We start from the raw sequence: 19,432 nt of genomic DNA on the forward strand, positions 1-19,432 counted from the left end.
AAATGAAAAAAGTAGTATTTACCCTCGTTGCCACTTTAACTTTTATGGCAGTTTCAGGTCAAACAGTAGAAGAGTTGAAAACGGAGCAAGCAGCTAAAAAAGATTCAGTTGCAGATATTCAAGGTAGAGTTGATGCCCTACAAGGTCAAATAGATGCCTTCCCTGGATGGAAAAAAGGTGCTTTTGGTACTATTGGTGCAAATTTATCTGGTTTTAGTAACTGGTACTCACAAGGAAAACCAAATAATTCTTCTGGTAACATTGGTGTTACTATAAATGGTTTCGCGAATTTAGACCGTGATAAATTCTTCTGGAGAAATTCTGGTAACATTAACCTACAATGGGTTAAGTTAGATAATAAAGATATTGATACTGATGATGATAGTTTTAGTGGAACTACAGATGTATTCACAATAACTTCATTATACGGTAGAAAATTAAGTGACAAATTTGCTATTTCAGGTCTTGGTGAGTATAGAACTACCATTTTAGACAACTTTAATGATCCTGGATATTTAGATATTGGTTTTGGTGCTACGTGGACACCAATTACTGATTTAGTAGTTGTTATACATCCTTTAAACTACAATTTTGTTTTTGCTAAAAATGATGCAGTTTATGAGTCTTCATTAGGTGCTAAAATAGTAGCAGATTATACAAGACAAATTGGAGCGGTTAATTTTAAGACTAACTTTTCAACCTTTCAAAGTTATAAGAGTAGTGACCTTTCTAACTGGACATGGATTAATTCTTTCGGCTATACAATATGGAATGGTATCGGTCTTGGTTTTGAGTTTGGTTTAAGAAATAACAAACAAGAAGCGCTTGATTATGCTATAAATAAGGCACCTGCTGCAGAGCTGGATCCTAATGCTACATTTGACAGCATTGATAACGATATTCAATCTTATTGGTTATTTGGATTGAATTATGCTTTCTAAGAAAAGAATATAATATTTTATATAATAAAACGTCCCGCAATATGCGGGACGTTTTTGTTAAGTAGGATACATTAAATTTGGTTGCACAGTTGCCTATTCTTAATTTTTGCCAAACCTAGGCGTGGTTTTAATCGCAAAATGGTTAATTAATATGAATTGGAACAAACACTAAATCTCAAATACAATTCAAAATTAGATTTCGAGTGCTTCTTAAAGTAATTTTTGTTGTCAACATTTAAAAACCTGTTGCAAACTCCGTTAAAAAGCTCATTTTAATCGATTAAATCCATAAATTAGAAATATTTATAATAAAAACACCCCGACATTTTTGTCGGGGTGTTTTAAAGTAGGTTTGGTCTAAATTGGTTTGTTGGTTAAGTTCCTAGTTGGGGAAAAAGGCGCTTGTATATCGTTTTAATTATAATCTAGATAAGCTATCATTTAATTACAATGTAAATGTATGGTGCTTTTTAAAATGGACTAAATTATTGTTGTGTAGACAGGCTAAAATGTTGTGAAAAATACGAACGTCCAAGTTTCTTCGATGAATTACATAGATCAGGTATTTTTTTATAATTAATGAGTAGTTACTGAATAACATTTTTTAAGAATTGAACTTAGACAGAAAAAAAAAGTCCCTTTAAGTAAGGGACTTTTTTTTTGAGGTTAAGTAGATTTTGAATAAGTAGTTTTTATATTTTAAAGTTCCGATTTGGGGAAAAAGGCGCTTTTGGTTTTGTTTAATGTATTTGCTTTATTTGGGGTAAAGCCTAATACTTAATTACACTGTAAATGTATGGTAGTATTAGGTTATGACTAAATTATTGTTGTGAACCAAGCTTATATTGTTGTGTAATATATGAACGGTCATTTTCTTCGATAAAATGCATATAAAAGTCTGATAATGTATTAGTTAAAATTATTATTTCATAAGTATTAATATAAAAAAAGCCCCTAAAAGGGGCGTTTTTTATTTGATAAGTAGGGTTTCGTAAGATTGGGTCTTACTTTAAGTAGGTTAAAAGTCGGGCTTTAGGGAAACCGTCATTTTTTTTGGTCAAGTTCAGAGTTCGATTTGGGGTCAACACTATCACTTAATTACATTGTAAATATATGGTGGAATTTGAATTTCGTTAAATAATTGTTGTGAACTATACGCCAAATGTTGTGAAAAATATGAACGGTAAATTTCTTCGATGAAACACACTAACTTACTTCATATGATTATTGATATTCGTCTAAGTTTTCAGGATAAAGAAAATTATTATAAGGAAAACGAGTTACATGAATGTCCCTTACCTCACGATATACTCGAGTTCTAAATTCATCTAAATTTTCTTTGTTGAGCGCAGAAATAAATAAGGCACGATCACCAATTTTCTCCATCCAGGTCTTTTTCCATTCATCAATAGTAAAATGGATGTTACCTCTTTCTGTTATTAAATCATCTTCGTCAATAACTTCATGTTCATATTGGTCTATTTTGTTAAAGACCATGATCGTTTTCTTGTCAGCACTTTTTATTTCGGCCAAAATCTTATTTACGGATGCAATATGTTCTTCAAATTGAGGGTGTGAAATATCTACAACATGCAATAATAAATCTGCTTCGCGAACTTCGTCTAAGGTGCTTTTGAAGCTTTCTACTAATTGAGTTGGTAGTTTGCGAATAAATCCTACAGTGTCACTAAGTAAGAATGGAAGGTTGCCAATCACTACTTTTCTCACAGTTGTATCTAGTGTAGCAAAAAGTTTATTTTCAGCGAACACATCACTTTTGCTAATTACATTCATTAGTGTTGATTTGCCAACATTGGTATATCCAACTAAAGCAACTCTAACCAATGCGCCACGATTGCCACGTTGTGTTTCCATTTGCCGGTCAATCTTTTGTAATTTTTTCTTGAGTAACGAAATACGATCACGAACAATACGCCTATCTGTTTCAATTTCAGTTTCACCAGGACCACGCATTCCAATTCCCCCTTTTTGTCGCTCTAAGTGTGTCCAGAGTCCTGTTAGTCTTGGTAAAAGATATTCGTATTGCGCTAGCTCTACTTGAGTTCGTGCATAGCTTGTTTGTGCGCGTTGTGCGAAAATGTCCAAAATTAAAGTTGTTCTGTCAAGAATCTTACACTTTAATATTTTTTCTATATTTTTTTGCTGAGCTGGGGTAAGCTCATCATCAAAAATTACTGAGCCTATGTCATGTTCTTTCACATAAGATTCAACTTCTAGCATTTTACCACTACCTATTAATGTCTTTGGGTTGGGCACATCCATACGTTGTACAAAACGCTTTGAGACTTCCCCACCGGCAGTGTAAGTCAAGAATTCAAGTTCGTCTAAATACTCACTTACTTTTTCTTCACTTTGCTCCTTATTGATAACACCTATCAATATGGCTTTTTCATATTCTATTGTTTTCTTCTCTAGCATACCTAATTATCTGCTGCAAATCTAATCAATACCTCGGATTTCGTACTTTTACAGACTATCAAATACTAATGAATAGATGTTTTTATCATTTCTAAAGCGAAAGAAGCCTAATTCGCTTAGTACTATTGCCTTTTATAACCTCGAGAATCTATTCGATACTAAAAGTGATACAGGTACTTTAGATGATGATTTTACGCCAAGAGGTTTTAAAAAATGGTCTGAGAAGCGGTATAAGCGTAAATTATACAAGTTAGCTAAAACGATTTCAGAAATAGGAAAAAATTCTTCTGATAGTCCACCAGTATTAGTAGGTGTTGCTGAGGTTGAGAACGAAACAGTGGTACAAGATTTAATTGATACCGAGCCTTTACGTGAAATTGATTATGGTTTTGTGCATTATGAATCACCTGATGAACGCGGTATTGATACGGCATTAATTTATCATAAAGCTAGTTTTAAGGTTTTACATTCAGAACCTATCACTTTGTTGTTAATTGAAAAAAATGGAGTACGTGACACTACCCGTGATATACTTTATGTAAAAGGGGAGCTTAATGGTGAGGAGCTGCATGTTTTTGTTAATCATTGGCCATCTAGACGTGATGGAGGTGAAGAAACGGATTTTAAAAGAGTCAAGGCTGCCGAGACCCTTAAAGAATTTATGTCTCGAATAGAAATGAAAACTCTTGAGCCAAATTATATTGTGATGGGTGATTTTAATGATGGTCCATTCGAGAAAAGTATTACTACTTTAAAGGAGGATACCACATTGTATAATCCCATGGAGAAGCTATTAACTGATGAAAGAGGTAGTGCAAATTACAAACGGTCATGGTCTTTATTTGATCAAATTCTATTCTCTCATAATTTCTTTAATTATGAAAAAGGCACGCATAGTTTTGCACATGCTAATATTTTTGATGAAAAATACTTAAAGGAGTTAAAAGGCAAATACTCAGGAACTCCTTATCGAACCTATGTAGGTCGTAAATATATTGGGGGTTATAGCGACCACTTTCCAGTGTATATTCAGTTAAAATATAATAAGTAACCGGGGTATTTTTAGTTAACCGAAAGTAGGCTAACATCAAAAATAAGTACTGAACCACCAGGAATTCCTCTAGAATCTGCACTACCATAACCTAAATGAGAGGGAACTAATAGAATACCGTTTCCACCTTCTTTAAAATACGTTATGCCTTCTGTCCAACCCTTAATAACATTTTGTAAGCCAAACGAGATTCCTTCTGAATCACTTTGGTCAAATACAGATCCATTAAGATAATAGCCTTTGTAAGCAACAGTTACATTTGAACTAGATGTAGGTTGTTCACCTGCGCCAGGGTTGTTTATTACATAATGTAGTCCGGTGGCACTCTTTTGAGCGGTTAAATTGTTTTCGGCGATATAGGCAATAATATCTTGTTCATTTTGGACTGTATAGTCGATTTGCTCAGTTTTCTTATCATTAGCGCATGAGAAGCAAATAAGTATAATTAAGAGGGAAACAGCGTATTTCATAGTAGGAAATTATTTTTTTGATGACAAATATAGAAAAGCAATACCTTTTATAAAGGAATAGCGTTTTTTTTTAAATGCTATAATAAATTAGACGTGTCTTATTTCATCTGCTGCTAATATAGGTTCGTTTCGTAAACGCAGCAGTACCTGTGCAACGGCAATAGTGTCTTTTTCGCAGTAGTTTATAATGCGATCAATACCGTCTTCTTCATAAAACACATCGCGCACTTGACTTCCATCTATATCGTCTTTCGGAGAGGGAATACCGAGTACCTTTGTCATTAATTTTAGGGAGGTGTAGTTTTTATAGTCGCCAAACTTCCATAAATCCATAGTGTCTAAATGGGCTACTTCCCAAGGTTTTTTTCCAAATAAATCTAGTTTGTACGGTAATTCAATACTGTTTATTATCATTCGTCGCGCAATATATGGAAAGTCGAATTCTTTGCCATTATGCGCACAGAGTAGATGTCGTGTTCCGCTAAAATGAGTGATAATTAAATTTTTAAATTCCTTAAGGAGTTTTATTTCGGTTCCATGAAAAGTAGTTACTCTAAAGTTTCTGTCACTTCCTTCGTATTTAAAGTATCCGACAGAAATGCAAACTATTTTACCAAATTCAGCCCAAATCCCAGCCCTATCATAAAACTCTTCAGCAGTGAATTCATCTTTACGTTGGTATTGTGTTTTGTGTTGCCAGAGCGATTTGTATTCATCATCAAGCTCATCAAAACCTTCTTTTTGCGGGACGGTTTCAATGTCTAGAAATAGAATATGCTCTAAATTGAGTTTTTGCAACATCAGTTGTTTTTGTAATTTTTTTTAGAAAATCTTGCAAAACAAGATACAAAATTTGTACTGTGAAATGTTAAGTTGGTTCGCTTAGTTACATTTTTCTGTCGATGAAACAAAGTTAGTTTTAGTCAAAATTTCGAATTATGGGTAAACTGCCAGTACCGACTATGTGGTCTGTAATAGGTCAAACGTTTTTTATAATAAACAATGCGAATGCTATGTAAAACAGCATTTTTTCGATGAACGGCAACTATTTGAAAATTATTTAAGTCCGAAAATTAGTTGCAAACTGAGCGGTTGGTTATAATTAAAAAAGTGATTGTTGTTTTACGGGACTTTCGTGCTCTAGAAGCCATTTTTTGCGGTGTAAGCCACCAGCATACCCAGTTAAAGAACCATCACTACCAATAATTCTATGGCAGGGAACAATAACCCAAAGCGGGTTTTTACCATTTGCTGCCGCCACAGCTCGAATAGCTTTTACGTCACCTAAAGTTTTAGATAAATCTAAATATGAAGTTGTTTTACCGAATGGGATATCTGAAAGTGCTTTCCATACCCTTTGTTGAAAATCTGTTCCTTGCGGGTTTAATTCTAAATCGAAGTTTTGTCTGTTACCTTCAAAATATTCATTTATTTGGTAAACAGCATCTTCTAAAACTTCGGGAATTACATCTGTAATAGTTTCCTTATTATTTAAGATAGTAATCGATTGAAGTCCATCGGCATCACCAAGAATTTTTGCAATACCCAGTGGAGTATGAATAAAGGCGGTTTCCATTATTCTTTTTTATTATCCTTTTCAATATTAACAGAACGCTCTCTAAGCTCCCAATTCTTACGTGCTAATTGCTGTAAATCTGCTACATTATCGCTCTCGTCCATTATTTCAAGACCTAATAAGGTTTCTATAACATCTTCTGTGGTTACAATTCCACTTACAGAACCATATTCGTCAACTACTAGAGCAATGTTTTCTCTTTTCGCAATTAGTGTATCAAACAATTCAGGTATTGGCGTGTTTCTATCTGTTATAAGTAAATCACGTCGAATTTCGCCTAAAGGAGTATCTCCATTTTCATGAACTAATTCCTCTAGAATATTATCCTTAAGAACATAGCCCGTAATATGGTCTACCTTTTCATTAAATACCGGAATTCTCGAAAAACGCATTTTTGGGTTTTCATCAAAATACTCACGAATACTTTGACTTTCTGATGCTATTTTCATAACTGTACGAGGTGTCATCACATCTTTGACTTTTACCTCATCAAAACGCAAGAGATTTTTTATTATAGTAGATTCAGATTGTTCGAAAACACCTTCTTCATGAGCGATATCGGCCATGGCACTAAAATCATCTCTGCTAAGAACGCTACCGTGGTGCCCTTTGCCACCAACCAGTTTAGTGAACAATTGTAATATCCAAAGTAATCCGGTCCATTTTAAGATTAAGACCATTATTTTTAAAGTTTTAGCCGTAAAATTGGCTAATTGCCTCCAATATGTTGCCCCAATGGTTTTTGGTATAATTTCTGAAGCTACCAAAATTAAGATGGTCATGATTGTTGAAACCACCCCTACCATAAGGTCTTCGGTAAATTCAATTCCAAAAAAGGATCTCGTAGAATTTCCATAAAGTTCAACATATGCAACTTTAGCTTGTACGCCCACTAGAATTGCACCCACTGTATGTGCGATGGTATTCAATGTTAAAATAGCAATTAGTGGTTTGTCGACGTCCTTTTTAAGTTCTTCGAGGGTTTCCGCATAGGCTTTGCCTTCTTTTTTCTTGATATTGACGAAAGTTGGGTTGATGGTAAGTAGGACTGCTTCTAAAATGGAACAGAGAAATGAGAAAAATATAGAAACAATTGCGAAAAAGATCAGCAGACCCATATGGTGGTTTTAAGGCACAAATTTACTAAGAAAAATGCTAATTCAAATTACTATCTTCAGCCTTGTAAAATACAGAATTCAAAGCAGTTCTAATGTTTAAGCTATAAAGGTTTCGATGGTCTCTTGATGGGTTTACTCGATTAGAAAGAAATATGAAAACCATTTCATTTTTTGGGTCGGCCCAAATAAAAGTTCCTGTAAAGCCAGAATGCCCAAAACTATTGGCACTAGCTTGTGGAGCTGGGTAGGCATCTTTAAGTTCTTGTTCCGAATTATCCAATAATGGTTTGTCGAAACCTAGTCCTCTTCTATTTTCGTTTTCGGGGTATTGTACACGAGTAAACTCTTTTAGGGTTGCCTCCTTAAGATATCTTTTGCCGCCGTAAACTCCGTTATTCATATACATTTGCATTAAACGTGCTAGGTCTTCAGCAGTAGCAAATAACCCGGCATTACCAGAAATGCCACCCATTAAAGCAGCGTTTTCATCATGTACCCAGTCCCTTGTAAGGGTATGTCTAAATATAGTATCCGATTCTGTTGGAACGATTTTATTTGGAAACCCTCTTTCTTTCGGATTAAACCCCATTGTAGTATTACCTAAAGGGTCATAGAAATTTGCTCTCAAATAGGCCGAGTATTCTATCCCCGTTATATTCTCGACTATCTGTGGGTACAGTAAAAATGTAAGTCCCGAATATTTATATTTTTTTTCATCTGAGACAGTAGATTTGTTTATTTCGCGATAAATCTTCTTTTTAAAACGATTGCTGATGTACAAGTTTTCATAAGCATGGCTGTTATATTTTGTACTTGGATGATTGTTTACCCAACGTTTTTTAAGCTTGCCATTCTTTTTAATTATTTCGTTTAAGAAGATAATATATGGTGTTAACCCAGCCTGATGCGCTAAAACCTCGCGAACGGTCAAATCTTTTTTATCAGTTTTCTTCTGCCATGGCTTCCAATAGGTACTAAAGGGTTTGTCTAATTCGATTTCACCTTCATCATATAATTTCATTAAAGCAGGTAAAGCTGCTGTAACTTTGGTAACAGATGCTAAATCATAAATGTCATTTAAGGCAACAGGTTGAATACTGTCGTAGGTGTGAAAACCGTAAGCTTCGTGAAAAATAATTTTACCTTTTTTAGCAACTAATAATTGGGCCCCTGGGAAAGCTTCTTTTTCTATGCCAAGGGTCATTATTGAATCAACCTTTTGATAAATGTAGGCCGAATCAAGGCCTACTTCAGATGGAAATCCTTGTGTGAGTTCATCGGATAATCCTATGTTTAATGAGGTGTTTGCTCCTTCTTGGGCAACAAGGCTAAATGACAATAAACCAATTAGTATAAAAATTATTTTATTCATTTGTATAACATTTTAGTAAAAATTGTAAGTGAGTTTAAATAAACCTACCCAAGCAACTTTACTACATCTTTAGCAAAATAACTAGCTATAATGTTAGCACCTGCTCTTTTAATCGCGTGCAATTGTTCCATCATAACAGCATCATGATTTAACCATCCTTTTTCAGCCGCCGCCTTCAGCATGGCGTACTCTCCAGAAACTTGATATACCGCAACTGGAACATCAAAAGTGTTCTTTATATCTCGAACAATATCTAAATAGCAAAGTCCGGGCTTTACCATTACAATATCGGCACCTTCTTCAATATCCATTCTGGTTTCACGTATAGCTTCTTCGCGATTGGCAAAATCCATCTGATAGGTTTTTTTATCCTTTGGAATATCAACTAAATCTACGGGAGCAGAATCTAAAGCATCTCGAAAGGGGCCATAAAAAGCACTTGCATATTTTGCGCTATAGCTCATTATGCCGGTGTCCAATAAGCCTTCAGTTTCTAAAGATTCTCGAATAATTTGAATTCGACCATCCATCATATCACTTGGAGCAACGATATCGGCGCCAGCAAGAGCATGAGAAACACTCATTTTTGCTAAAAATTCAGCAGATGCATCATTCAATACTTTGCCATTTTCAATAATTCCGTCATGTCCATAAATAGAATATGGATCTAAAGCCACATCTGTCATTACCAACATATCTGGGCATGCATTTTTAACGGTCTTAATAGCTAATTGCATTAAGCCGTTTGCATTTAAAGCTTCTTTGCCATAATTGTCCTTTAGGTTATCGGGTACTTTTACAAAAAGTAAAACAGCACAAAGTCCCATATTCCATAATTCTTTGACTTCTTTTTCTAAGTTATCAAGACTCAAACGATAATAGTCCGGCATGGAGGCGATTTCTTCGCGAACGCCTTTACCTTCTACTACAAAAAGGGGCACTAAAAAATCATTGGGAGTTATTACAGTTTCACGTACTAGATTTCGAATAGCTTCGTTACTTCTTAGTCTGCGGTTTCTTCTTAAAGGATACATAGTTATTTTTATAGTATAAATTTACTCATTCCCGTTAGTTTTAGCGGTATCTGAATTATTTTTCATCTCATTCTGGCATTCAATAATCTCTTCTAATGCTCGCCCAAGATTTTGGGTAGCCCAGAGTCCTGTATCCTTTTTTAATTTATTGGCGTTTTGGTCGCTATCAATATATTTTCGAATAGAAGTAATAAGCGGGTCTTCAAGCGATTCAATTTTTAATATTGATTGGCCTCCAGGAATACTATAATCATCTTCATAATCGTAACAAAAGACTAAAACGCGATCACCTTTTTGTAATCCAGATTCATTAAAACAATCCGATTTAAAAAACTTTTGTGTGGTATATGTATTGGTGCCAATTTCTTTGATTTTATAGACTTTGTCAATTGCTACAATTCCATTTTGAGAGGTATATAATGGTCCGGCATCTTCAGTGGTATTATCTATTTGCTTAACTATACCAGTAAAAACCAGTGAAAGCTCTTCGCCACAATTGCCAATAAAAGGTCCGGATTCTGGCCACCAATAGGTATAGCCAACATTTAGAGTGTCTGGAGTGAAGATGATTTCCAATTCACTTTTACCTTTTTTCGATTGACATCCAATTAGGAGTAGGCCAAAGAATGTAAAAACTAAGACATTTTTAAATGATATCATGTTGCCAAACCTAAGTATGTCCAATGTTTATTTTCTTTTTTAAAGGCTGATTTTTCATGAATGATTTCTAATTTGCCGTTCGCGTAATAATAAGCATCGAAAGTTACAGTGCCTTGATCATCATGTTCTTTACCTTTTGTTTTGGCTGTAACCTCAAGTTTAACCCAGGTTACGGATTTTGCCCATTTTATGATTGCTTTTTTATCTTTTAGTGGTCTTGTTGATGAATGATGACTTTTCATTAAATAGTTGCCATCCGCCAATACAAAAGCTGAATATCTTGACCGCATTAATTGTTCTGCTGTCGTTGCATTATTAATGTTTGAATGAACCTTTCCACAGCATTTAGAATACTCATCCGGTAAGCCACAGTAACATTTATTCATGTTTAAAGTTCTTCGTTTTTAGACTGCTTCATTTTAGCAATCTCTTTGAGCCGTTCTTTACGAGTATTTTGCTCCTTTTTTAGCTTAGCTTTTTTTCTATTTAGCAGCTTTGTATGCTTCGCTTTATTGACGGTGTTTTTTGCTTTTCCTTTTTTAGCCATATTACCTTCTATTATCCGTCTCCTATCAATTTATAAAATCCAATCTCTCGGATTTTGAAGAACTTCAATTAATCGCGACTCTTCACTATCTTTTTCCGGATGATAGTTATAGCGCCATTGCACATGAGACGGCAGACTCATTAAAATACTTTCGATACGTCCATTTGTCTTGAGTCCGAATAAGGTTCCTTTATCGTGAACAAGATTAAACTCAACATAACGACCTCGTCTAATTTCTTGCCAATCGCGTTGAACAGGAGTATAATCTAATTCCTTTCTTTTTTCAACAATTGGGGAATAAGCCTCTAAGAAACTGTCACCTACTTCAGAAACAAAATCGAACCAATTTTGCATCGACATTGCATCAGTTGCTTTGCAATAATCGAAAAATAGTCCGCCAATACCTCTGCCCTCATTTCTATGTGAATTATAAAAATAGTCATCGCATTTCTTTTTATAAGTGGGGTAGAAATCGGGATTATGTGCATCGCAGGCTTTTTTGCAAACCGAATGAAAATGCGTAGCGTCTTCATCAAAAAGGTAATAAGGAGTTAAATCTTGTCCGCCACCAAACCATTGATCTACGATGTTTCCTTTTTTGTCATACATTTCAAAATAGCGCCAATTAGCATGAACAGTCGGCACCATTGGATTTTTGGGATGAATTACTAAGCTCAGTCCGCAAGCAAAAAAATCTGCATCTTTAACACCAAAATAGTTCTGCATACTTTCTGGTAAAGAACCATGAACAGCAGAAATATTTACACCACCTTTTTCAAATACGGCACCGTTTTCTATAACTCTGGAAAGACCACCGCCACCTTCTGCGCGTGTCCATTTATCTTCTTTGAATTTAGCTTGTCCATCAATCTCTTCAAGTTTTGAGGTGATTTGATTTTGTAATGTTTGGATGTAAGCGTAGAATTTATCTTTCATTTATATAATTCATAAAGTTCCATATCTAACGGTGCCTCGTTAGGTGGGGTATGTTCGTTTTTTAATGTTTGCTTCCAAATATAACCACATTTTTCAGCCACTTTTATACTTGCACTATTAGATTCATGAACAATTATTTGTAATGATAAGAGCGATAAGTGATTAAAAGCATAGTCGGAAAGGTGTTTTACTGCTTCTGTTGTAATTCCTTTTCCAGCGTATTGATAGTCGATACAGTAGGCAAGTTCTGCCTGTTTTTTAATCCAATCTAGTTCCTTGATATAAATAAGGCCGATAACTTTACGATCATTTTTTGATTTTAAAACGAAAAGAAATTCTTCTTTTTTGTGGAACTGCTTTACTTTTTTCTCAACGAAATATTTCGATAAATCAGGGGTTAGATTTTGTTCTAATGTTTTAGGGAAATAGCGTTTAAAACGTTCAGAATTTACAGTCATTAAATCACAAATACGCCAAGCATATTTTTCATTAATGCTATCGATACTGTAATTTTCGAACGAAACAATCACTTTGTAATTATTTTATACCCAAAAGTATTTTATCAATATTTATAGGGGTTTGTATTCTTTTACCGCATCTATAAATGCTTTGGCATTTTCAACAGGAATATTTGGAAGTATACCATGACCTAAATTTACAACATACTTGTCTTTGCCAAATTCATGAATCATTTGGGTAACCATTTTTTTTATTTCCGCTGGCGGAGAAAGTAATCTAGCTGGGTCAAAATTCCCTTGTAGTGTTATGTTGCCTCCTGTAAGGTATCTGGCATTTCTTGCTGAGCATGTCCAATCTACACCCAGTGCAGCTGCACCTGATTTTGCCATATCACCTAAAGCAAACCAACAACCTTTTCCAAAAACGATTACTGGAGCTTCATCTTTAAGAGCATCAATAATTTGTTGAATATATTTCCAAGAAAACTCTTGATAATCAATTGGAGAAAGCATGCCACCCCATGAATCAAATACTTGAACAGCATTTACCCCTGCTTTTACTTTCGCTTTTAAGTAAGCAATAGTAGTATCTGTAATTTTCTGTAATAATTGATGAGCTGCATCCGGTTGTGTAAAACAAAATTCCTTAGCCTTGTCAAAAGTTTTACTGCCTTGTCCTTGTACGCAATAACAAAGAATAGTCCATGGAGAGCCAGCAAAACCTATAAGCGGTACTTCATCGTTCAATTTTTCTTTGGTGGCTTTAATAGCCTGCATAACATAGTCTAACGAATCATTAACATCGGGAACAATTGCATTTTCTACGTCTTTTTGAGTGCGAATAGGGTTGGGTAAGTACGGTCCGAAATTAGGTTTCATTTCAACCTCAATATCCATTGCTTGTGGAATTACTAAAATATCAGAAAATAAAATGGCAGCATCCATACCGTATCTTCGGATGGGTTGAACTGTAATTTCTGATGCTAATTCTGGCGTTTGGCATCTTGTGAAGAAATCGTATTTCGCTTTGATTTCCATAAACTCAGGGAGGTAACGTCCAGCTTGGCGCATCATCCAAACAGGAGGCCTTTCAACTGTTTCACCTTTTAGTGCTCTAAGAAATAAATCGTTTTTAATCATATCGTGTAAATAGCTTTTAGCTGCTAGCTATTAGCATCCTCATTAATAAAATCTATTAAACTTTCGACTGTAGGTATTTTAGCTACTCGTACATTTTTAAAGTTTTTTCTAGCTTCTGTTGCGGTAGTTTCACCAATGCAATAGGCTATTTTGTCAGCCTTGTTCAAAGTTAAATAACTTTCAACTGCAGACGGACTGCAGAATATAACAGCTTTTATGCTGTCATTGAGAACCCGTGCAGCGTATTTCGTTTCATAAATAATGAGCTCATTTACTTGAATGTTATTTGCCTCCAATACTTCTGACAACTCGTCTCTTCTAATATTACTACAGAAATAAGTTACTTCTATACCTTCAATAAAATCCACTAAATATGCAGCCAATTTTTTTGCATTTCGCTCACTGTGTTTAACAGGCCCAATACGTTTTTCTATTAAACGCTTTGTTTTTCTGCCTACACAATAGATATTTTTAAATTGTAATTCTTCGGCTGAAATGTTTTTTAACAGAGCGTCTACAGCATTCTGACTTGTAATTACAACATTTTGGTATTCTTGCTTCAAGGTTGCTGCAGAAAGACGATTCGGACTAATCTTTATAAAGTCTTCAGAGTCAATATTTAATTTATCATTCACGCGACTTTGTTGGTCGTGCGTCAGTTTTTTTGTTGAGAAGATAGTGGCTTCTGCACCATTATCTTTTAATGTGGCTTTTTGCATTTCGCTCATTACGCGTTTTCCACCTCTACTTAATATACTATTTGCGCAATCGATACCAAGGTTTTCGTGTTTACCAACAGGAGCACTTAATTCAGCTTCAAGCTTTTTACCACCGTCAACACTTAACAAAACACCTTTTAACGTAATTTCATTTTCTTCAGAAATTTTTGCAAGTGCCCCAATTGGAGCAGTGCAACCCCCTTCTAATTTATTTAAAAAGTCACGCTCAAGTTTTGTACAGATTTCAGTGGGTTCGTGATTTAGCGAAGCACAAGCTTCAAGCACAAATTCATCATCATGCATTGCCACAACCATCACAGTGCCTTGTGCAGGTGCTGAAATCATCCAACTGAGACCAATAGTATTTTCGGGTTCAATACCGATACGTTCTAATCCGGCAGCAGCGAAAATAGCGCCGTTCCATTCGCTATCGTTTAATTTTTGCATTCGTGAATTAACATTTCCGCGCAAATCTACTAGTGAATGCGTAGGGTACCTGTTTAGCCATTGTGCTCTTCTTCTAAGGCTACCTGTTGCAATTGTAGCATCGCGGTGTCCGAGGAATTCTTCGTTATTTTTATAGACTAAGATATCGAAATGGTTACCCCTTTCTAGTACAGCGGCTTGCACAATACCTTGAGGTAAAACCGTTGGAACATCTTTCATAGAATGAACGGCGATATCAATTTCACCTTTGAGCATAGCAACATCGAGTGTTTTTGTAAACACGCCTGTAATGCCTAGTTCATGAAGTGGTTTGTCTAGAATTAAATCGCCAGTAGATTTCACCGCGATTATTTCGGTGACATAGCCAAGTTCATTTAATTTATTCTTAACGGTGTTTGCTTGCCATAAGGCTAGTTCGCTATCGCGAGTGCCAATGCGTATGGTTTTACTCATTTGCTGTGGTAACAGGATCAAGTTCTAGTTGAAATACTTTTTGAATAAGTTCTAAGCTTGTATCGGAATCAACGTTATCGCCTTTAAGATGGTTGGCGAATTGTTTGGTAATTTTTTGAATGATACGACCAGAAATAACATCAGCTTGTTGTGCATCAAAATCAGTTCTTTTTTTCGACTGATAATCGAGCTCTTCATCTTTCATCGTATTAAGCTTTTGTTTTAAAGCTTTGATTACAGGAGCAAATTTTCGGGTTTCTAGCCACTGGCTAAATTCACCTTTCACTTCCTTGATTATGGTCTCTGCATGAGGTACAAAAAGTTTTCTACGCTCTAGCGTTTCATCTGTCATTTGCGAAAGATGATCCAAATGAATAAGCGTAATATTTTCTAATTCAGAAACATCATCTGAGACGTTTTTAGGAATAGAAAGATCCAATATTAATAGCGGTTTCTTATTGTAGATTAATTCTTTAGAAATCGTTGGTGATTGTGCGCCAGTTGCAACAATCAAAACATCAGAATTACGTATTTCGGTTTGAAGGTCTCCATAATCTTTAACCACCAAATTAAATTTACCAGCAATTTTTTCTGCCTTGTCTTTGGTTCTATTAATTAAAGTGATATGGTTGTTCTTCGTATGTTTTATTAAGTTTTCACAGGTATTTCTTCCTATTTTGCCGGTACCAAATAACAAGATGTTTTTCTGCGAAATATCAGGAATGTTTCTAAGAATATATTGAACAGAAGCAAAAGCAACAGAAGTAGCACCTGAAGATATTTCGGTCTCGTTTTTAATGCGTTTACTTGCTTGTATAACTGAATTACACAATCTTTCTATAAAAGGATTTGCAAGTCCGTGTTTTTTTGAGCGATTAAAACTAGATCGCAATTGACTAATTATCTCAAAATCACCTAATATTTGACTGTCAAGACCAGTGCCAACTTTAAATAGATGACTTATAGCTTCGTTGTTTTTATATACATAAGCAACTTCTTGAAATTCTTCAACCGAACCTTTAGTGTTGTCGCAAAGTAATTTTATTAACTGAAAAGGATGTTGCGCGAAACCATGAAGTTCGGTACGGTTACAGGTTGAGGTGGCTAAGATGCCATCTAAACCAATTTCCTTGGCTTGTACCAATAAGTTATTAGTTGAAGCGTCGTTCAGGCTAAATTTACCACGAATTACCGCATCAGCCTTTTTGTAGTTTAGGCCAATGGTATAGAACGAGCTATGTTTTGATAAGTGGTAACCTTTCATGTGAGTGTGAAACGGAAGCAAAAATAATGGCATTCATCTTCTAAAAGTAACGCTAGAGGAACAATAAGTATCGATATGAGTATTTTTAGATATAATTGAATGTAAATACGTTGAAATCCAGTATTTTCGTAGTAAATACTGCGTTTTACAATATTCTTATTTAGAACGTTTCTAAATAAATATAATGAAAAATAAAGGTCTACTCGAAGTAAAAAACATCGCTCAAGGTTCTTTTCAGGAAGTATTGATTGACGATGGCTTTTTTGTTTTAAAATTACAAAACGATGAGTCTAATATTCAGAAAGTTACACGTGAAATAGATAGTTCATTTATTCAATTTCATTTTTGTTTAAAAGGGAGTGCCAAGTTTATATTTAATGATGGTCGCTATGCGCTAGAGGTTTCCGAAGAGAATTCACTTTTACTGTATAATACACAGGTAGATTTGCCATTAAATTTGGAATTAAGTGAAAAATCTTGGTTGGTTTCAGTAGTTATGACCATTCGAAAGTTTCACTCTTTGTTTTCTTCTGAGGCAGATTATATCCCATTTTTAAGTGCCGATAATAAGGAGAAAAAGTATTATTCACAGGAAAAAGTTTCTCCTGCAATTGCAGTTATTTTAAGCCAGTTAATAAATTATAATTTACATCCTTCCATAAAGACTTTATATATAAAGGGTAAGGTGTATGAGTTAATTGCTTTGTATTTTAATAAAAGCGATGATGCTGATATTGAACAATGTCCATTTTTGGTGGATGAGGATAATGTACGTCGAATTCGTCAGGCAAAGGAAATAATGATTTCTAGAATGGCTGAACCACCCACATTGGCAGAACTTTCAGAAGAAATAGGGCTAAGTCTTAAAAAATTGAAAGAGGGGTTTAAACAAATTTATGGTGATTCGGTTTATAGTTTCCTTTTTGATTATAAAATGGAATTTGCTCGTAAAATGCTAGAAACAGGGCAGCACAATGTAAACGAAGTAGGCTTGCGTGTTGGGTATAGCACTGCGAGTCACTTTATTTCTGCATTTAAAAAGAAGTATGGGACAACGCCCAAGAAGTATGTTATGTCTTCAAATTAACATAAACTTGACGCTCATTAGTAGGCTTTATTAAACTGTAAGGTATATTTTTGCAACTGCAAAAATGAAATTATGTTCCCCCGTAAACTACTATTTATACTTTTTGCTGTGCTACTTTGTACAGTAGGTTGCCAAAAAGACAATGAATTAATACAAGATATTGAAGCTACTGAAGAGAAGGCTATTCTCGAGAAGATGAACTCAGAGGAGGTAGCTGAAGAATCCGTATTAGTTTTTTATAAAACGGCTGGTTTTAAACATACTTCAATAGAGAAAGGCATTGAAACGTTTGAAACATTAGCTTTAGCGAATAGTTTTTTATTGGAAAGCACTGATGATAGTGCGTTGTTTACTGCTGAAAATCTTCAAAATTATGACTTGGTTATTTTTTTAAACACCACCGGCGATATCTTAAATGATACGCAACAGGAAGTTTTTGAAAACTATATTCAAACGGGCGGAAACTTTATGGGTGTTCATTCGGCATGTGATACCGAATACGATTGGCCTTGGTATGGAGAATTGGTAGGTGCATACTTTTTAAGTCACCCGGAGGTTCAACAAGCTACAATTGATGTGGTAAACAAAACACATGAAGCTACAAATCATTTAGGCACTTCATGGAAATTGTCTGAAGAGTGGTACGACTTTAAAGAAATTAGTCCGAATATAAATGTCTTGTTGAATTTAGACGAAGCTACTTATGTTGGTGGTGCTAATGGCGAAAATCATCCTATAGCTTGGTATCAAGAATATGATGGTGGTCGCTCGTTTTATACTGGCATTGGTCATAATGAAGAAGTTTACGACTTGTCAGATTTTAAAGAGCATTTATTGGGCGGGATAGAATACTGTTTGGGGCGTTAATATTAATTGGGCCGTGCAACCAGAATACCAATATTCTTTTTAATTCCTTTTAAATATTCGGCTAATGGAAGCTTTGAAATTTCAACTTTCATAGAGCCAGTAGCGGCATGTAATAAATGAATTCGGCCGTCTTTTTCTAGAGTGGCAATACCTGTGTGCGTAACGTCTAATCCGTTAATGGAGGTTGCCAATGCTATAATATCTCCTGTTTTAATTAAGTGCTCATTGGCTGTGATTTGGTCTTGAGGTAGATAACAAAATGTTTCTTTTGCCAATTCTTTTTCGGTTACTAAAATCTTCTCAAAATTGGTATTATCTTTTAAAAACGGGTAGAGCTCGCGATGCGTACCCATAAAATTGATTTCCTTTTCTATGGCAACTCCCCCTAATTCATTGGTAATATTTTTAACCAAACCTTTTTCTTCATTATTCGCTATCCATTCAGAAAAATAATGCAAACGAGACCCGTATCCATTGAGGTTTCCATCTTTATACCGTATGGTTTCAAGATGTTTGGTAAATGAATTAAAGTCCGAATTTCCTTCTTTTAAAAGCAAACCGAAGGCAAGTACATTTTCCACAAAGGTGGTGCAATCGAGTCCGTGTAAGTTTACAACCAGCGATTCGGTTTCACCAATTTCCAAGGTTTTGGCCACATACGGTATACCTTTAAAAGTTTTTCCAATCGCAACCAAAGTTTTACCGAAATCACTTTCTAAAAGTCCATCGATTTCTATAGTCTTGTTTTCAAAGGCTTGTTTGTCGGCAGGGGAACACGTGATTTGTTGCGCGTATGTTAACGCGGAAAAAATGCATAATAAGAACAATGATATTATATTCTTCATAATGGAAA

Annotated in this window: 20 protein-coding genes; 4 read left to right on the forward strand and 16 right to left on the reverse strand. The window is 35.0% G+C overall.

The genetic code is table 11. The features are described from left to right. Positions 1 to 2 precede the first annotated feature (2 nt). A complete protein-coding gene (locus UH7x_RS08135; RefSeq protein WP_482363227.1) occupies positions 3 to 941 on the forward strand; it encodes a DUF3078 domain-containing protein in 939 nt (312 codons plus the stop codon). A 1,224-nt stretch (positions 942 to 2,165) separates the two neighbouring features. On the opposite strand, the gene hflX is transcribed toward UH7x_RS08135, so the two are convergent. Further along, a complete protein-coding gene (hflX, locus tag UH7x_RS08140; RefSeq protein WP_482363228.1) occupies positions 2,166 to 3,380 on the reverse strand; it encodes a GTPase HflX in 1,215 nt (404 codons plus the stop codon). 76 nt (positions 3,381 to 3,456) lie between these two features. On the opposite strand from hflX, the gene UH7x_RS08145 reads away from it, so the two are divergent. Next, positions 3,457 to 4,431, forward strand: coding sequence for an endonuclease/exonuclease/phosphatase family protein (locus tag UH7x_RS08145; protein WP_482363229.1), 975 nt, complete (start codon positions 3,457 to 3,459; stop codon positions 4,429 to 4,431). Positions 4,432 to 4,442: 11 nt separating this feature from the next. Here UH7x_RS08145 and UH7x_RS08150 read toward each other — a convergent pair whose 3' ends face one another. The 14 genes from UH7x_RS08150 to hemA all read right to left on the reverse strand — a co-directional run bounded on the left by UH7x_RS08150 (position 4,443) and on the right by hemA (position 16,625). Continuing rightward, positions 4,443 to 4,901, reverse strand: coding sequence for an FKBP-type peptidyl-prolyl cis-trans isomerase (locus UH7x_RS08150; protein WP_482363230.1), 459 nt, complete (start codon positions 4,899 to 4,901; stop codon positions 4,443 to 4,445). Positions 4,902 to 4,988: 87 nt separating this feature from the next. Next, positions 4,989 to 5,702 (reverse strand): 3'-5' exonuclease, encoded by a 714-nt coding sequence (locus tag UH7x_RS08155; RefSeq protein WP_482363231.1) that lies wholly within the window; start codon positions 5,700 to 5,702, stop codon positions 4,989 to 4,991. A gap of 301 nt (positions 5,703 to 6,003) precedes the next feature. After that, on the reverse strand, positions 6,004 to 6,477 hold the full coding sequence (locus UH7x_RS08160; RefSeq protein ID WP_482363232.1) for a methylated-DNA--[protein]-cysteine S-methyltransferase: 474 nt from the start codon (positions 6,475 to 6,477) through the stop codon (positions 6,004 to 6,006). After that, on the reverse strand, positions 6,477 to 7,595 hold the full coding sequence (locus UH7x_RS08165; protein ID WP_482363233.1) for a CNNM domain-containing protein: 1,119 nt from the start codon (positions 7,593 to 7,595) through the stop codon (positions 6,477 to 6,479). Before UH7x_RS08165 ends, UH7x_RS08160 begins: the two co-directional genes overlap by 1 nt. A 37-nt stretch (positions 7,596 to 7,632) precedes the next feature. Continuing rightward, positions 7,633 to 8,967, reverse strand: a complete 1,335-nt coding sequence (locus UH7x_RS08170; protein WP_482363234.1) for a serine hydrolase domain-containing protein — start codon at positions 8,965 to 8,967, stop codon at positions 7,633 to 7,635. Between the two features lie 44 nt (positions 8,968 to 9,011). Then, on the reverse strand, positions 9,012 to 10,001 hold the full coding sequence (hemB, locus tag UH7x_RS08175; protein ID WP_482363235.1) for a porphobilinogen synthase: 990 nt from the start codon (positions 9,999 to 10,001) through the stop codon (positions 9,012 to 9,014). Between the two features lie 21 nt (positions 10,002 to 10,022). Next, the gene (locus UH7x_RS08180) at positions 10,023 to 10,661 is read right to left on the reverse strand and encodes a hypothetical protein (RefSeq protein ID WP_482363236.1); all 639 of its coding nucleotides are present in this window, start codon (positions 10,659 to 10,661) and stop codon (positions 10,023 to 10,025) included. Further along, positions 10,658 to 11,047 (reverse strand): YchJ family protein, encoded by a 390-nt coding sequence (locus UH7x_RS08185; protein WP_482363237.1) that lies wholly within the window; start codon positions 11,045 to 11,047, stop codon positions 10,658 to 10,660. Before UH7x_RS08185 ends, UH7x_RS08180 begins: the two co-directional genes overlap by 4 nt. A 2-nt stretch (positions 11,048 to 11,049) precedes the next feature. Beyond that, entirely contained in the window at positions 11,050 to 11,208 is a 159-nt protein-coding gene (locus UH7x_RS08190) for a hypothetical protein (RefSeq protein ID WP_482363238.1), read from the reverse strand. Between the two features lie 30 nt (positions 11,209 to 11,238). Continuing rightward, positions 11,239 to 12,144, reverse strand: a complete 906-nt coding sequence (gene hemF / locus UH7x_RS08195; protein WP_482363239.1) for an oxygen-dependent coproporphyrinogen oxidase — start codon at positions 12,142 to 12,144, stop codon at positions 11,239 to 11,241. Continuing rightward, complete coding sequence (locus UH7x_RS08200; RefSeq protein ID WP_482363240.1) at positions 12,141 to 12,674, reverse strand: GNAT family N-acetyltransferase; 534 nt, start codon at positions 12,672 to 12,674, stop codon at positions 12,141 to 12,143. The genes hemF and UH7x_RS08200 overlap by 4 nt, the downstream gene beginning before the upstream one ends. Before the next feature lie 39 nt (positions 12,675 to 12,713). After that, positions 12,714 to 13,742, reverse strand: coding sequence for a uroporphyrinogen decarboxylase (gene hemE / locus UH7x_RS08205; RefSeq protein ID WP_482363241.1), 1,029 nt, complete (start codon positions 13,740 to 13,742; stop codon positions 12,714 to 12,716). A 23-nt stretch (positions 13,743 to 13,765) separates the two neighbouring features. Further along, positions 13,766 to 15,361: a hydroxymethylbilane synthase gene (hemC, locus tag UH7x_RS08210; protein ID WP_482363242.1), complete on the reverse strand. Its 1,596-nt coding sequence runs from the start codon at positions 15,359 to 15,361 to the stop codon at positions 13,766 to 13,768. Further along, a complete protein-coding gene (gene hemA / locus UH7x_RS08215) occupies positions 15,354 to 16,625 on the reverse strand; it encodes a glutamyl-tRNA reductase (protein WP_482363590.1) in 1,272 nt (423 codons plus the stop codon). The genes hemC and hemA overlap by 8 nt, the downstream gene beginning before the upstream one ends. Before the next feature lie 184 nt (positions 16,626 to 16,809). Between hemA and UH7x_RS08220 the strand changes: the two genes are divergently transcribed. Then, the gene (locus UH7x_RS08220) at positions 16,810 to 17,712 is read left to right on the forward strand and encodes a helix-turn-helix domain-containing protein (protein ID WP_482363243.1); all 903 of its coding nucleotides are present in this window, start codon (positions 16,810 to 16,812) and stop codon (positions 17,710 to 17,712) included. 72 nt (positions 17,713 to 17,784) lie between these two features. Further along, the gene (locus UH7x_RS08225; RefSeq protein ID WP_482363244.1) at positions 17,785 to 18,579 is read left to right on the forward strand and encodes a ThuA domain-containing protein; all 795 of its coding nucleotides are present in this window, start codon (positions 17,785 to 17,787) and stop codon (positions 18,577 to 18,579) included. 2 nt (positions 18,580 to 18,581) lie between these two features. Here the strand turns inward: UH7x_RS08225 and UH7x_RS08230 are convergent, their stop codons facing one another. Then, positions 18,582 to 19,424, reverse strand: a complete 843-nt coding sequence (locus tag UH7x_RS08230) for an N-acetylmuramoyl-L-alanine amidase-like domain-containing protein (RefSeq protein ID WP_482363245.1) — start codon at positions 19,422 to 19,424, stop codon at positions 18,582 to 18,584. Between the last annotated feature and the right edge of the window lie 8 nt (positions 19,425 to 19,432).

The organism is Aurantibacter sp. UH7, assembly GCF_056839165.1.

What these genes read in the sequence shown, in the direction of transcription:
- hflX (WP_482363228.1), bottom strand. Translation starts at nt 3,380, where the DNA reads ATGCTAGAGAAGAAAACAATAGAATATGAAAAAGCCATATTGATAGGT.
- UH7x_RS08165 (WP_482363233.1), bottom strand. Translation starts at nt 7,595, where the DNA reads ATGGGTCTGCTGATCTTTTTCGCAATTGTTTCTATATTTTTCTCATTT.
- UH7x_RS08160 (WP_482363232.1), bottom strand. Translation starts at nt 6,477, where the DNA reads ATGGAAACCGCCTTTATTCATACTCCACTGGGTATTGCAAAAATTCTT.
- UH7x_RS08155 (WP_482363231.1), bottom strand. Translation starts at nt 5,702, where the DNA reads ATGTTGCAAAAACTCAATTTAGAGCATATTCTATTTCTAGACATTGAA.
- UH7x_RS08135 (WP_482363227.1), top strand. Translation starts at nt 3, where the DNA reads ATGAAAAAAGTAGTATTTACCCTCGTTGCCACTTTAACTTTTATGGCA.
- UH7x_RS08190 (WP_482363238.1), bottom strand. Translation starts at nt 11,208, where the DNA reads ATGGCTAAAAAAGGAAAAGCAAAAAACACCGTCAATAAAGCGAAGCAT.
- UH7x_RS08225 (WP_482363244.1), top strand. Translation starts at nt 17,785, where the DNA reads ATGTTCCCCCGTAAACTACTATTTATACTTTTTGCTGTGCTACTTTGT.
- hemA (WP_482363590.1), bottom strand. Translation starts at nt 16,625, where the DNA reads ATGAAAGGTTACCACTTATCAAAACATAGCTCGTTCTATACCATTGGC.
- hemE (WP_482363241.1), bottom strand. Translation starts at nt 13,742, where the DNA reads ATGATTAAAAACGATTTATTTCTTAGAGCACTAAAAGGTGAAACAGTT.
- hemC (WP_482363242.1), bottom strand. Translation starts at nt 15,361, where the DNA reads ATGAGTAAAACCATACGCATTGGCACTCGCGATAGCGAACTAGCCTTA.
- UH7x_RS08185 (WP_482363237.1), bottom strand. Translation starts at nt 11,047, where the DNA reads ATGAATAAATGTTACTGTGGCTTACCGGATGAGTATTCTAAATGCTGT.
- UH7x_RS08170 (WP_482363234.1), bottom strand. Translation starts at nt 8,967, where the DNA reads ATGAATAAAATAATTTTTATACTAATTGGTTTATTGTCATTTAGCCTT.
- UH7x_RS08150 (WP_482363230.1), bottom strand. Translation starts at nt 4,901, where the DNA reads ATGAAATACGCTGTTTCCCTCTTAATTATACTTATTTGCTTCTCATGC.
- UH7x_RS08230 (WP_482363245.1), bottom strand. Translation starts at nt 19,424, where the DNA reads ATGAAGAATATAATATCATTGTTCTTATTATGCATTTTTTCCGCGTTA.
- hemB (WP_482363235.1), bottom strand. Translation starts at nt 10,001, where the DNA reads ATGTATCCTTTAAGAAGAAACCGCAGACTAAGAAGTAACGAAGCTATT.
- UH7x_RS08220 (WP_482363243.1), top strand. Translation starts at nt 16,810, where the DNA reads ATGAAAAATAAAGGTCTACTCGAAGTAAAAAACATCGCTCAAGGTTCT.
- UH7x_RS08180 (WP_482363236.1), bottom strand. Translation starts at nt 10,661, where the DNA reads ATGATATCATTTAAAAATGTCTTAGTTTTTACATTCTTTGGCCTACTC.
- hemF (WP_482363239.1), bottom strand. Translation starts at nt 12,144, where the DNA reads ATGAAAGATAAATTCTACGCTTACATCCAAACATTACAAAATCAAATC.
- UH7x_RS08145 (WP_482363229.1), top strand. Translation starts at nt 3,457, where the DNA reads ATGTTTTTATCATTTCTAAAGCGAAAGAAGCCTAATTCGCTTAGTACT.